We start from the raw sequence: 13,057 nt of genomic DNA on the forward strand, positions 1-13,057 counted from the left end.
GCATTGAATTTTCAATTTTGTTTTGCCTTCAGATCGGCAACATTATCTTGTCCGGTTTTGCGAAATTCTTCCGGATTGAAATTATAAACTGTCGAACAGAATTCACATTTTACAGTAATTCTGCCGTTTTCAACGCTGGAGTTGATCTCCTCCGCCGTGAAGGTATTCAAGACATTTTCTATTTTTTCACGCGAGCATGAACATTGATCAAGAATAGCTCTTGCGTTGAACACCCTGGCGCCGTGTTCATGGAACAATCGGAACAAAAGTCTTTCCGCGCCCACCTGAGGATCCGTCATCTCGGAACTTTCAATCGTGTCAACAAGTGCCTTGACTTCTCTCCAATGATCAAGATCGGTCTTCTTATCTATTTTTTTGTTCGTTTGGCTTTCGATGGAAGACTTCGGAAGATGTTGGACAAGCACGCCGCCGGCGCGCCAGCTCTCTCTTGAATGGCCATTTTCATCACGGTCGAAAAGTGTCGCAACGCCAAGCTTGACTTCGGTTGGAATCTGCTCGGATTGTTTGAAATAGTTACGCGCTATTTCTTCAAGGCTCGAACCGTCAAGTGCAACAATACCCTGATAGCGTTGCATATGTTCGCCCTGATCGATTGTGAGTGCCAAAGTACCTTTGCCAAGAAGTTCTTCAGGGGCATCATGGCCGGAAGCAACAGCCTCTTCGAGTTTCTTGTCATCAAATCTTGCATAAGCGCGCAAACTGGATGGAGTTTTAAAATCGCATACCAGGAGATTGACCGGCCCGTCGGAGCTGGTCTGCAAAATGAATTTTCCATCAAATTTCAATGATGTACCGAGTAAAACGGTTAAAACCATTGCTTCAGCCAATAACCGCGCTACCGGCTCGGGATAATGGTGGCGCGACAAAATGCTGTTGACGGCAGTTCCCAACTGCACCGCGCGCCCACGTGCATCAAGGTCTTCCACCTCGAAAGGCACAACTGCATCATCGCCAGCAAAATTGAAATCACCAAGGGAAGGGCTCTTTTTACCTTGAGCCGGTTGGTCGTTTACATTCGTTTCTTTTGTCAAAACCGCGTTTCCTTAAAGACTGCCAGAGCGTTCTTGCCAAAATGGTTCTGATTGATTTTACTTTAAAAAGCAAAGATGCTCCGGCACAATGAAGTCTCTGAACATTGTTCAGATGAATACTTCATAATGCCTGAAGCTGATAAAACAGTAGAACCTTTTGCAAGTAGCCTTATAGATAGGTATTATTTTAACGCCTGCAAGCACCACTCCAGAACAGCCTTTTGGGCGTGCAAGCGGTTTTCAGCTTCGTCAAAGACAACAGAATGTGGTCCGTCAATGACCGCGTCGACAACTTCTTCGCCACGGTGGGCCGGAAGACAATGCATAAACAAGGCATCCGGTTTGGCCAAATCCATCAACGCTTCGTTAACCTGATAAGGCTGGAATACACTGTGTCCGCGGGCCCGGAATTCTTGCCCCATTGAAACCCATGTATCGGTAACAATGCAATCAGAATTTCTGGCGGCCTCTTCGGCATTATTGGTGAGAACAATGTCCGCACCATTTTGACGAGCCCAATCAATATATTTTTGCTGCGGTTCGCTGCCTTTGGGGGTTGCAATTCTCAAATTGAATTTGAAAAGTGCGGATGCTTCAATGAATGAATGCAAAACATTGTTCCCGTCACCCATCCACGCAAAAGTTTTGCCGGTGATTGGTCCGCGATGTTCTTCATAGGTCATAATGTCAGCCAAAATCTGACAAGGATGGGTATCATCTGTCAGGCCATTAATGACAGGAACACCGGCATATTCTGCAAGTTCCAGCATTCTGGTGTGAGCCGTTGTCCGTATCATGATAATGTCAACGAAGCGGGAAAGTACGCGAGCTGTATCGGCAATCGTTTCACTATGTCCGAGTTGCATTTCCGAGCCGGTGAGCATGATCGTCTCGCCGCCCAATTGATGCATCCCGACATCGAATGATACGCGTGTACGTGTTGACGGTTTCTCGAAAATCATGGCGAGTGTTTTGCCAGTAAAAGGTTTTTCCGATTGGCCTTTTTTAAGAAGTGCCTTGACCTTTTTGGCGTGCTCGATGATGTTGCGGGCAGTTTCCGGCGAGAGAATGGACAAATCAGTAAAGTGGCGAATATTCTTCGTCATAATATCAAGCCTATTTTTGTTTGTGAGCATTAGAAACGAGTTGGATTGCTTTTTCAATCCGGTGAAGGCCATCGCGAATTTCATCTTCGGTGACAGTCAATGGCGGTAAAAGACGAATAACATTGTTTCCTGCACCAACGCCTAAAAGTTTTTCATCACGCATAGCAGCAATAACTTCAGTGTTTTTAACAACACATTTAAGCCCGGTTAAAAGCCCTACTCCACGAATTGACTCTACGACATCGGGAAAACGGTCAATAATGGAAGCCAATCCTTGTTTGAACAGATTGGCCATGGCATTGACATGGTCGAGAAAACCGTCGGCCAACATGACATCAAGCACCGCATTGGCCGCTGCCATTGCAAGAAGATTTCCACCAAATGTCGAACCATGGGTCCCCGGTGTCATGCCTTTGGCTGCCTCTTTTGTTGCGAGACAAGCACCAATTGGAAAACCGCCGCCAAGACCCTTGGCAAGCGCCATGATATCCGGTTCTATGCCCGACCACTGATAGGCAAAAAGTTTGCCTGTCCGCCCCATGCCGGTTTGGACTTCGTCTACAATGAACAACAATCCGTTTTCATCGCAGATGCGGCGCAATAATTGCATGAATTCCTTTGGCACCGGACGCAACCCGCTTTCGCCCTGAATAGGCTCGATGAGCAGTGCAGCAGTCTTTTCACCGATTGCAGCCCGCAATGCTTTTTCATCGTCGAACGGAACTTGAATAAAACCTTGAGCTTTCGGGCCAAAACCTTCAAGATATTTTTCCTGCCCTCCGGCGGCAAGTGTCGCCAGTGTGCGGCCATGAAAAGCACCCTCGAAAGTGATGATTTCATAGCGTTCGGGATGTCCACTTACATATTGATAGCGTCTTGCGGTTTTGATGGCGCATTCTATCGCTTCCGCCCCCGAATTACAGAAAAAAACTTTATCGGCAAAGCTGTTTGCACAAAGTCTTTCAGCAACTTTTTCCTGTTCAGGGGACTCGAACAGATTTGATACATGCCAGAGCTTGTTGGCCTGTTCTTCAATGGCTTTGACAAGCTTGGGGTGGTTATGACCAAGAGCATTGACCGCAATACCGGACGTAAAATCGAGATAGCGCTCGCCGTTATCCGAGATAAGCCAGGCACCGTTTCCTCGTGTGAAGCGCAAACCGATACGTGCAAAAGTATCATAAAGTGGTTGCGCATTGTTTTGGGTCATTGCCTGGTCTCCTATCCATTATATAATTTATGCCGGATACCAAAAACCGGATAAACCGATTTTGGCGATAGCATAAACGATCATATCGCTGTTTTTCTGAACGAAACGTTAGGTTTTTGAAAAACAGCGCTTTTATGCAAGATAAAACATCAACAGCGCCGTGTTTCATCACGACGCTGTCGAAGTTATTCATTTTTACTATCCTGCCTGTCTGGAAAAAAGTCAATTGATGCCTTTGAAACACCATAATCAAAATTTATCTTGCAAAAATTGATTTTTGCGCCTGCAAATTTTCCTTTTTTGAAAAAAGTGATTCGCAAGTTGGGGAAAACATCGCAAAACACCTATATAAGCATAGGTAGACTCTTGTCAGGGAGTCATCGCGTATAGTAGTACTTTGGGTAAAACTGGAACATTTCGGTTCTGTCGGGTAAATATCATAACAAGTATGACTGTTTTTGCGCTTTTTAGCGCATTGATGGATTCCGGCAAAAATCGAGATGACAAAGTGAATGGTCATGCCACCTGAAAGTGAAGGGGCGTTGATAGAAATTAAGAAACGGAGTGCCGGTATGAACTGGACAGATGAACGTGTTGAACTTTTGAAAAAGCTTTGGAGTGACGGGTTGAGTGCCAGCCAGATTGCTGCCCAGCTTGGCGGAGTTAGCCGTAATGCCGTTATCGGTAAGGTTCATCGATTGAAATTGTCAGGACGTGGCAAAACAACAAAAGCAACGCCACGCACAAAGAAGCCGGTCGAAACAGTTGTCAATAATGGAACACAGGCACCACGTGCTCCCCGCAATACGCCGGTAGCACCGGTTGCCGCTGCTGTTGCGGCTTCAGCCAAAAAACCACAGCCTTCAACGATCGGCGCCACAGCTTTGAAACTGGATTTTGTTGCCGATGCGGTTTCCGAAGTGGAAGAACAGCCTTCAACGGATGTTGTTGTGCCGATGTCACGACATTTGAGCCTTTTGCAATTGAGTGAAAATACATGCAAATGGCCTGTTGGCGACCCGCTGTCGGATGACTTCTATTTCTGCGGTGCCGATGCGGGAGAGTCAGGTCCCTATTGCGCTTTCCATGCAAAACTTGCTTTCCAGCCGGTTTCGGAACGCCGTCGCGTAAGAGCTTGAATGCCGAACTAGAAGAGCATAAAATACTAATAATAAGCAAAACCTTGGAATGTTTATTCCAAGGTTTTTTTATTTATTAGAAAAAACGAACTGTATTTTCTTCAAATTTAATATTCAATTCTATAATTTAAATCTCTCCAAAAGGAAGATTTAAAGTGAATAAAGTTGATTCAATCGTAAGCTATGACGCGCCGCATTCTTGCAGTCAGGAATGGCTTAAAAAAGCAATTGAAATTATCGAAGCGGAAATAAACCGTTCGGCCGATACCCATCTCATCCGTTATGATTTACCGGCTTCATGCGGGATAACGCTCTATTTGAAAGATGAATCCTGCCATCCGACAGGAAGTTTGAAACATCGTTTGGCGCGTTCGCTTTTTCTCTATTCTCTTTGTAATGGAAAAATTGGGCCCAAGACGACTATTGTCGAAGCTTCGAGCGGTTCGACAGCCGTGTCGGAAGCCTATTTTGCAAAATTGATCGGCGTTCCTTTTGTGACGGTTATTCCGAGGACAACGTCACCGCAAAAAGTCGCAGCCATAGAAGCATATGGCGGCAATGTTCATTTTATAGATGATCCGAAATCGGTTTATGTAACAGCTCAAAACCTCGCTGATGAATTGGGGGGCTATTATATAGACCAGTTTACCTTTGCCGAACGGGCAACAGATTGGCGTGGCAACAACAATATTGCCGATTCAATTTTCTGCCAGATGTCCAAAGAACCGCATCCCGTTCCGCAATGGATTGTTGCAAGTGCAGGCACTGGCGGAACATCGGCAACATTGGGGCGATATATAAGGTATCGCAAATTTTCAACGAGACTTTGTGTGGCTGATCCGGAAGCTTCGGTTTTTCACCTCCATTATGCCGACCGGTCGATAAAGGAAATAGAGTCATGTCGTTCGGTGATTGAAGGTATCGGGCGCGCCCGTGTCGAGCCGTCATTCATGCCGGATGTGATAGACCGGATGATTTCGGTTCCCGATCAGGCAAGCCTTGCAGCCATGCGTGTGATAAGCCGCCTTATCGGTCGCAGTTGCGGCGGGTCAACCGGAACCAATGTCTATGCAGCCGCAGAACTCATTTCCGATATGATTAAAAATCATCAGCGTGGCTCGCTCGTAACATTGATTTGTGACAGTGGGGAACGTTATCGGTCGACCTATCTTGACGATCAGTGGCTTGCTAAAAAAGGTTTTGATATTTCCGGTGATATGAAACGTCTGGAACAACTGTTTGTAGAAGGGAAACCCTTCTGATTGTTGCTTTTGCCTTTAGCCGGTTTTGATGGCGCAAGCCGGTTGAACCCATTTTGCAGGAAGCCGGTTTGCCGGAAGTCATTTTTCAGGCTGAAGCAATTTGAGTGTGCTTCGGGGTGCCCAGCGGATGCTCTAAGAGTAAAGCCCCCATCAGTTTGAAAAATTTTGCCGGGACAAAATTTTGACCGACAAAATAATGGTGTTGAGTACTTTACCACCACCCGATCAATGATGGTGATTGATCACAATGAAATTTTATTCCGCTTGAAAAATGACAATTTCTTGGATGGGCGACAAGTTTTTAACTTTTCGGTCGTTCTATTTTATCCGGTAAACATCTTGCAAGGGACAAGACAAGTTTGACAATGGCGATGAGCACGAACACATATAGTGCATGATTGGCAGTCTGTTCTGGCACCTTTTCAGCACAAAAAGTTTTAAAAACAAATAGCCGAAGAGGCGCGAGTTCAACTGTCGAAATTAGCAATGGCAGCGAATGGCAGTGAATTGTTTTTTCAATTTCCGGTATTGTTGACCGAGCTCACAACAATATCGTCACGTTGTTCGATGCTGACCCACTTTCCGGGAGATTGTGTCGATTGACGTTTGAGATATGTATATTCGGTGTCTTTCCAGTTGAAGACTTCATCACGCAAATTGTCGAGTACAAAATCACCGCGATCTGTCCGTACAGTTAAAACAGCATGGCCTTCGCCGTCAGGTTTACGCACAACGGTGATAAGCAGACTGGCAAGCGGTATACCTTTGTCATGTAATTCTTTCTGCTTTTCAAGAACATAGTCTTCGCAATCGCCGGCGTTCACCGGATAGGTCCAATATTCTTCCCTGCCGTAAAGTTCCATGTCTGTTGCGGGAGTAATACGGGCATTAACACTATGATTGACATCCAGCATCATATCCCAGACATTTTGAGTTAACTTTACCGGTTGGAGAATGGTGTTGCGTATTTTGCATTCTTGCGGCAAGCGTTCACAAAATTCGTAGTGCCCTATGGGCTGCGACGTTTGGCCACTTACGGTCATAAATTCACCAGCCGCTTTTGCTGCGGATGTCAGTCCGACAAACGTTAAAAACGCCACTCCGAATAATCTGAACGCAAACACCATTTTTGTACTCAATTTAACTTTGCACGATAAAGATCGTTAACAAAAGGTTAAAGTCCAAACTTGCTTGCTAGTCAATGACCGGAATGCAACACTTTATTAAGATTTAAATTATGGTTAAATTTGTGAATTGTTTATTTTCAATGAGTTAGCCTATTGATATGGTTAATATAGTTTTTTATGTCGAAAAAAACGTTATTACAGGATGGTTCATAAAAAGCGTGTGATAGTTTTTAGTGTTTTCTTGAAAAAGCTGAAATATAGCCTATTCATGCGTAAAAAATCACTTATATGGATGGTGTTAAGCCTTGAAGGCAAAGGCATTCGGGAACTGAGAGTGTGTGAATGGGCAATTTGATTAAACGAAAAGCAACTATAGACGATATAGATGCACTTGTAGCTATCGAAGAAGCCTGCTTTGACAGCGACAGAATATCGCGTCGTTCTTTTCGTACATTAATTGATCGTCCGACAGCAAGAACGATTGTTGCCGAAATTGATGGAACAATTATCGGCTATGCAATGATTTTGTTTCGTAAAGGCACAGCACTTGCGCGCCTTTATTCACTTGCTGTCAAACCCGGTGGCAAAATAAAAGGTGTCGGCTCCGGGTTATTAGAGTCGGCAGAGCAGGCGGCTTTTGATGAAGGGCGCGTTTATATGCGCCTCGAAGTTCGCGAAGACAATGAACGCGCAATCAAGCTTTATGAACGTTTTCATTACCGGCCGATCGGCCGTTATCTTGATTATTATGCCGATCATACGCCGGCTTTGCGTTATGAAAAAACCTTGCGTGGTGATACGCCGGTTGAAACATCAGTTCCCTATTATCAACAGACTTCGGAATTTACCTGTGGCGCTGCCTGTCTGATGATGGCGCTCAAATATTTCAATCCGCAATCGCGCCTTGATCCTGTGTTCGAGCTTAGACTGTGGCGGGGTGCAACAACGGTTTTCATGCTTTCGGGGCCGGGGGGGTGCGAGCCTTTCGGGCTTGCTGTTCTTGCCCATAATTATGGTTTGAAAGCTGAAATCATCGTCACAAGTTACGAATTTCTATTTATCAATTCGGTGCGCGATCCCAAAAAACGCGAAATTATGGAAATTGCCCAGACCGATTTTCGCGAGCAGGCTGATGCAGCACACATTCCGGTGCGGATTGCTGCTTTTACGCTGGATGATATTCGTGCTGCTTTGGCACGAGGCGCTCTGGTTCTTGTGCTCATCAGTTTCTATCACATGTTTGGTGAAAAAATTCCTCATTGGGTGCTGGTTCATGGAGATGATGGAAGCCATATCCATATCCATGATCCATGGGTGGAGGAAGATGCAGGCGAGACAATTGCTGATTCTGCAAATTTGCCTTTGAACTATCAAGTGTTTGATCATATTGCGCGCTTTGGAAAAGACGGTTTGCGCGCAGCCGTCATATTGGAGAAAAGCTAGTTTTCTATGACTATTTGTGTAATTCTTGCTGGACGAGTGTCTGACGTAGATAATGGTGCAACGACCCACAAGGTCATGACCCATCGTGATTATTTGGCCAATCCGGCATTATTTGCCGGTCAGCGTCCCCGTATTATCAACCTGTCACGTTCCTACCGTTATCAAAGCCGCGCTTATTATTGTTCGCTGCTTGCCGAAGCTCGCGGCCATCGTGTGTTACCGTCTGTGGAAACCATGATCGACCTGTCGGAACGACGGTTATATAAAAAATCTATTCCCGAGCTTGAAGATTGTCTCAACAAAGCCCTGAAAGGAGACGGTACACGCGCACCGGAAATTATCAGGGTATTTTTTGGCATTACCGATAGTTCAAATGATATTAAAGGTGACCGATTTGAGAAATTCGGCCACCTTTTGTTTGACTGGTATCGGGCTCCGGCATTGGAAGTTCACGTTATACCGGGTGAATGGGCACGCATTCACAAAATTGGTTTTGCCAATTGGCAAAAACTTGAAGGCGAAAGTCGCGACGCTTTCTATAATGCGATGGAAACTTATACGACACGGGCCTGGAAAGAAGCCCGTCACAAAGTGCCGCCACGTTGGACTTTCGCGGTTTTATGCAATCCGGAAGAAGAATTGCCACCAACAAACGTTGCCGATTTGAAGCATTGGGCAAAAATTGCCGCCCGCCTTGGTGTGGAAGTCGAACCGATCGGGGCAAGAGATCTTGCCCGTCTTGCCAATTTCGATGCGCTGTTTATTCGTGAAACAACCAATATATCCAATCATACCTATCGTTTTGCCCGTCGCGCGGAACAGGAAAATATGCCGGTTATCGACGACCCGATGTCGATGATCCGCTGTACAAACAAAGTCTATCTTGACGAGTTGATGCGCGCGAATGGTGTGCCGGTTCCCCCCACAGTGATGATCGGTGGCAATGATGATCTGGTAAGAGCGGCAGATACGCTCGGCTTCCCGATGGTGTTGAAAATTCCGGATTCTTCGTTTTCACGCGGGGTGAAACGCGTTGGCTCGATGGGAGAATTACGCCGCCTTGCCCATGAGTGGCTCAAAGATAGTGATCTTTTGCTGGCACAAAAATATTTACCGACCAAATTCGATTGGCGTGTCGGTGTGTTGGGTGGCAAGCCGCTTTTTGTTTGCCAGTATGAAATGGCGCCCCACCATTGGCAAATTATTAAACATGATCCGAATGGTGGTGAACCGCTGGAAGGTGGTTTTAAAACCTATTCTATTCCGGATGCACCGCCGGCAGTTGTCGAAATCGGTTTGAAGGCGGCCCGTTGCATTGGCGATGGCCTTTATGGTGTTGATATTAAAGAAACCGATGAAGGTATTGTGGTCATTGAAGTCAACGACAACCCCAATATCGAACACGGGGTCGAAGATCTGGCCGAAAAAGACGATGTCTGGATCAATCTCACACGCTGGTTTATCGAGCGCCTTGAACGTTGATTTGAAGACCTGAAGAGAAAAACCGGCAATGTGTTGCCGGTTTTTTCATATCTCGTCAGAATTCCGTTTATCTCATTGCCAAGCAAAAACGGGGGCTTCTTCCGTTTCCTTAAAACATCGTTTTTGAGTGGAACTATGAGTGAATTCCCGTTCCCCTTCGATCACAAAAACAAAAATTGAAAATCACAAAGGCCGATATGATAACATCGCTGTTTTGGCGCAAATGACGCTCTGTCCGTTTTCAGGCCCGTCGTCAGGGTGCAGAATTATCGGACGAAGAAAGCTTGCTATTCAGTGCCTTTTCAATTTGTGGCAATGTTTCATCTTTATAGATTTGCGGTGTTAATGGCCCGATATGTTTATATATAATTATGCCTTCACGGTTTAAAAGAAAAGTTTCCGGTGGTCCGTATACCCCCCAATCAATTGCTGCGCGGCCGCTCGGATCAAAGCCGACAAGCTTGAACGGACTTCTGAAATTATCAAGGAAGCGTATCGCGTTTTCTTCTTTATCTTTGTAATTGATGCCGACAAGGTCAAAGCGATTGTCTTTCGAGATTTCGATAAGGGTGGGATGTTCGTCACGACATGGTGGACACCATGACCCCCAGAAATTGACAAGTGTGACGCGCCCCTTGAAATCTTCAGGGTTGAAGGAGCCGGTTTGACCAAGTAGGGGCAAAACTGTTGCAGGCGCAGGTTTGCCGGCAAGTGCATTGGGAACAAGATTGGCCGTGTCCGGATTGGTTGTTTCCATATGGTTAAACATGATAACAACCAGAACAACAAACAGGATGAACGGCCCAAAAAGGGCGATCATCACCGGAACACTCATTTTTTTCTTGGGCGCGTCCATGATCTTCACGATTTCACTTTGTTGGCACGGATGGCATTTGACTGTTCAAGTTTTTGAAGCCGGGCTTTTTGATGACGACCATTAAGAACAATGTATAAAACCAGCAATAACAGGACAACGGCCGAGACAACATAGCTCATGGTGACAATCTGGCTATGGTCGAAATGGCCCAGAAATATGTCAATACGATCGGAAATGCCGGTTGCATTTTCAGTGGTCATTTTACGTTTTCCTTCTGACGCAGGCGTCGAGCAGCCATTCTTTGCATTGTTTCCACACGCCGACGAGTAATTTCGGTACGCATGCTCGCAAGATAAAGGGCAAAAAAGGCCAATGTGAAACCGATAGCCATAGTAAAGAGCGGCCATAACATGGCGCTATCAATAGCCGAGCCGCCTTTACGGAGAATAGAGGCGGGTTGATGAAGTGTGTTCCACCATTCAACGGAGAATTTGATAATCGGTATGTTAATGAAGCCGACAAGTGTCAGGATAGCCGCAGCTTTTGCGCCTTTTGTTGCATCGTCGAACGCGCGTGAAAGCGCGATAATCGCAAGATAAATCAAAAACAATACGAGCACGGAAGTAAGTCGGGCATCCCATTCCCACCATGTGCCCCATGTTGGCCGCCCCCAGAGAGAGCCGGTTATAAGGGCAAGAGCAGTAAAAGTGGCACCAATCGGAGCAGCACTTTTAAGCGATACGTCGGCAAGCGGATGGCGCCAGACCAAAGTTCCCAGTGCCGAAACGCTCATCAGCGTGTAGCAGCACATGGAAAGCCATGCAAAAGGCACATGAAGATACATGATGCGTACTGTCATGCCTTGCTGATAATCGTCGGGCGAGCGCATGACCATGAAAAGGCCACAGGCGAGAACAATAACAGCAACAAGGCTAAGCCACGGCAGAACTTTACCGCTCAGCCCCATGAAACGGGTCGGGTTGGCCAATGATTGCAACCAGTTTGTCTTCTTTTGTATCAATTCCATGATATCCCTTATTATCGGGTTTTGCTTTTGTCGCAATTATCTTTCTTCATAGAGACCAACATATGACACCAATCTGACAAAGATGTGATGTCTAGTCCGATAATGAAGCAAGTGTCAAAGCTGCTGCCAATGGACCAAGAATCGAAAAGAACAGTGACAGAGCGATCAAAAACAGTAACGGGTTTATAAACGAAATGCCCGGAGCGGTGGTTGCATAGGCTGCGGATACCCCGAAAATCATAACCGGCACAGCAAGCGGCAAAACAATAACCGATATTAATACGCCGCCACGCGGTAGCGAGGTTGCTAGCGCCGCACCGACTGCACCAATCAGGGTAATCGCAGGTGTACCACATAAAAGTGTGAGCATAAGACCGCCTATTGCTGTTCCACCAAGACCGAGCATCAATCCAAGCACAGGAGTAAAAAGAATGAGAGGCAGAATAGTTCCACACCAATGCGCCAAGCATTTTGTAAAAACGATCAGACTCAAGCTTTTTCTGTGTCGGGACAATATCAGTTGATCAAGGCTGCCATCATCACGGTCGGTCTGGAACATGCGGTCTAAACCGAGCAAAATTGAAAGAAGCGCTCCAACCCACAGCATTCCCGGACCAATGCGTGACAAAATTTCCTGATCAGGTCCGACAGCAAACGGAGTTATGATAATAATTGCTGCAAAAAACAGAAGTCCCGTCAATAAAGAACTTCCCGGACCAAAAGCAATTCGCAAATCGCGCAAGAAAAGAGCTTTCATCAACTGTCCTCGAAATCGGGAAGGTAATCGTCAAGGAGAATATGACGATTTTCTTCTATGCCAAGCGGTAAATGGGTTGCAGCAATAATCATGCCCGAACGGTTTCTATGCTCTTCCATAATCTTTGCAAAAATTGCACTTGCATGTTTGTCGAGTCCTGATGTCGGCTCGTCCAGGAGCCATAAAGGCTGATGGGATAATAACAATCGCGCAATGGCAACGCGCCTTTTCTGTCCGGTTGAAAGGACACCGAAGGGAAGATGCTCGATTCCTGAAAGTTCGACTTGATCGAGTGCTTCCATCGGCGACAACAATTGCGCTGAATCGAAATTCGACCAGAATTCGAGATTTTGCAAAACGGTCAAATGCGTTTTCATGGCGTTTTGACTGCCAAGATAATGGCTGACAAGAGCAACGGGAAAGCGTTGATCACCTTCTTGTGCTGCGACTTCTCCTTCATTGGCGGGCAAGAAGCCTGCAATGATTCGCAGCAAAGTCGACTTGCCGATACCATTTGGACCGGTGATTGTGAGCAATTCTCTATCGTGGATTGTAAAGTGCAAGTGTTGAAACAACACTTCTTCACCACGTTTTGCACTCAGATCAATTGCTGTTATTTCCATGTAACCACCGGA

13 protein-coding genes are annotated in these 13,057 nt (G+C 46.0%); 4 read left to right on the forward strand and 9 right to left on the reverse strand.

The window, feature by feature from the left end; genetic code table 11:
* Positions 1-11: 11 nt before the first annotated feature.
* The 3 genes from H3S82_RS02575 to H3S82_RS02585 all read right to left on the reverse strand — a co-directional run bounded on the left by H3S82_RS02575 (position 12) and on the right by H3S82_RS02585 (position 3,368).
* Positions 12-1,052 carry an Hsp33 family molecular chaperone gene (locus H3S82_RS02575; RefSeq protein ID WP_198232593.1) on the reverse strand — a complete coding sequence of 347 codons (1,041 nt, stop codon included), beginning with the start codon at positions 1,050-1,052 and terminating at the stop codon, positions 12-14.
* 182 nt (positions 1,053-1,234) lie between these two features.
* On the reverse strand, positions 1,235-2,158 hold the full coding sequence (argF, locus tag H3S82_RS02580) for an ornithine carbamoyltransferase (protein WP_198232594.1): 924 nt from the start codon (positions 2,156-2,158) through the stop codon (positions 1,235-1,237).
* Between the two features lie 10 nt (positions 2,159-2,168).
* Positions 2,169-3,368, reverse strand: a complete 1,200-nt coding sequence (locus H3S82_RS02585) for an aspartate aminotransferase family protein (protein ID WP_198232595.1) — start codon at positions 3,366-3,368, stop codon at positions 2,169-2,171.
* A 572-nt stretch (positions 3,369-3,940) separates the two neighbouring features.
* On the opposite strand from H3S82_RS02585, the gene H3S82_RS02590 reads away from it, so the two are divergent.
* Positions 3,941-4,507, forward strand: coding sequence for a GcrA family cell cycle regulator (locus tag H3S82_RS02590; RefSeq protein ID WP_077973402.1), 567 nt, complete (start codon positions 3,941-3,943; stop codon positions 4,505-4,507).
* 155 nt (positions 4,508-4,662) lie between these two features.
* Positions 4,663-5,769: a PLP-dependent cysteine synthase family protein gene (locus tag H3S82_RS02595; protein ID WP_369459004.1), complete on the forward strand. Its 1,107-nt coding sequence runs from the start codon at positions 4,663-4,665 to the stop codon at positions 5,767-5,769.
* 515 nt (positions 5,770-6,284) lie between these two features.
* On the opposite strand, the gene H3S82_RS02600 is transcribed toward H3S82_RS02595, so the two are convergent.
* Complete coding sequence (locus tag H3S82_RS02600) at positions 6,285-6,896, reverse strand: transglutaminase-like cysteine peptidase (protein WP_198225382.1); 612 nt, start codon at positions 6,894-6,896, stop codon at positions 6,285-6,287.
* A gap of 342 nt (positions 6,897-7,238) precedes the next feature.
* Between H3S82_RS02600 and H3S82_RS02605 the strand changes: the two genes are divergently transcribed.
* Positions 7,239-8,339 (forward strand): GNAT family N-acetyltransferase/peptidase C39 family protein, encoded by a 1,101-nt coding sequence (locus H3S82_RS02605; RefSeq protein WP_198232596.1) that lies wholly within the window; start codon positions 7,239-7,241, stop codon positions 8,337-8,339.
* 6 nt (positions 8,340-8,345) lie between these two features.
* Positions 8,346-9,821, forward strand: a complete 1,476-nt coding sequence (locus tag H3S82_RS02610) for a RimK family protein (RefSeq protein WP_198232597.1) — start codon at positions 8,346-8,348, stop codon at positions 9,819-9,821.
* 253 nt (positions 9,822-10,074) lie between these two features.
* Here the strand turns inward: H3S82_RS02610 and H3S82_RS02615 are convergent, their stop codons facing one another.
* The 5 genes from H3S82_RS02615 to ccmA all read right to left on the reverse strand — a co-directional run bounded on the left by H3S82_RS02615 (position 10,075) and on the right by ccmA (position 13,045).
* Positions 10,075-10,677 carry a DsbE family thiol:disulfide interchange protein gene (locus H3S82_RS02615; RefSeq protein WP_198232598.1) on the reverse strand — a complete coding sequence of 201 codons (603 nt, stop codon included), beginning with the start codon at positions 10,675-10,677 and terminating at the stop codon, positions 10,075-10,077.
* Between the two features lie 5 nt (positions 10,678-10,682).
* Positions 10,683-10,898 carry a heme exporter protein CcmD gene (gene ccmD / locus H3S82_RS11150; RefSeq protein ID WP_246785225.1) on the reverse strand — a complete coding sequence of 72 codons (216 nt, stop codon included), beginning with the start codon at positions 10,896-10,898 and terminating at the stop codon, positions 10,683-10,685.
* A complete protein-coding gene (locus H3S82_RS02625; RefSeq protein WP_198232599.1) occupies positions 10,895-11,665 on the reverse strand; it encodes a heme ABC transporter permease in 771 nt (256 codons plus the stop codon). Before H3S82_RS02625 ends, ccmD begins: the two co-directional genes overlap by 4 nt.
* A 91-nt stretch (positions 11,666-11,756) precedes the next feature.
* Positions 11,757-12,422: a heme exporter protein CcmB gene (gene ccmB, locus H3S82_RS02630; RefSeq protein WP_198232600.1), complete on the reverse strand. Its 666-nt coding sequence runs from the start codon at positions 12,420-12,422 to the stop codon at positions 11,757-11,759.
* The gene (gene ccmA / locus H3S82_RS02635; protein WP_198225375.1) at positions 12,422-13,045 is read right to left on the reverse strand and encodes a heme ABC exporter ATP-binding protein CcmA; all 624 of its coding nucleotides are present in this window, start codon (positions 13,043-13,045) and stop codon (positions 12,422-12,424) included. Before ccmA ends, ccmB begins: the two co-directional genes overlap by 1 nt.
* Positions 13,046-13,057 lie beyond the last annotated feature (12 nt).

Source organism: Bartonella sp. M0192 (assembly GCF_016102305.1).
Classification (GTDB): Bacteria; Pseudomonadota; Alphaproteobacteria; order Rhizobiales; family Rhizobiaceae; genus Bartonella; species Bartonella apihabitans.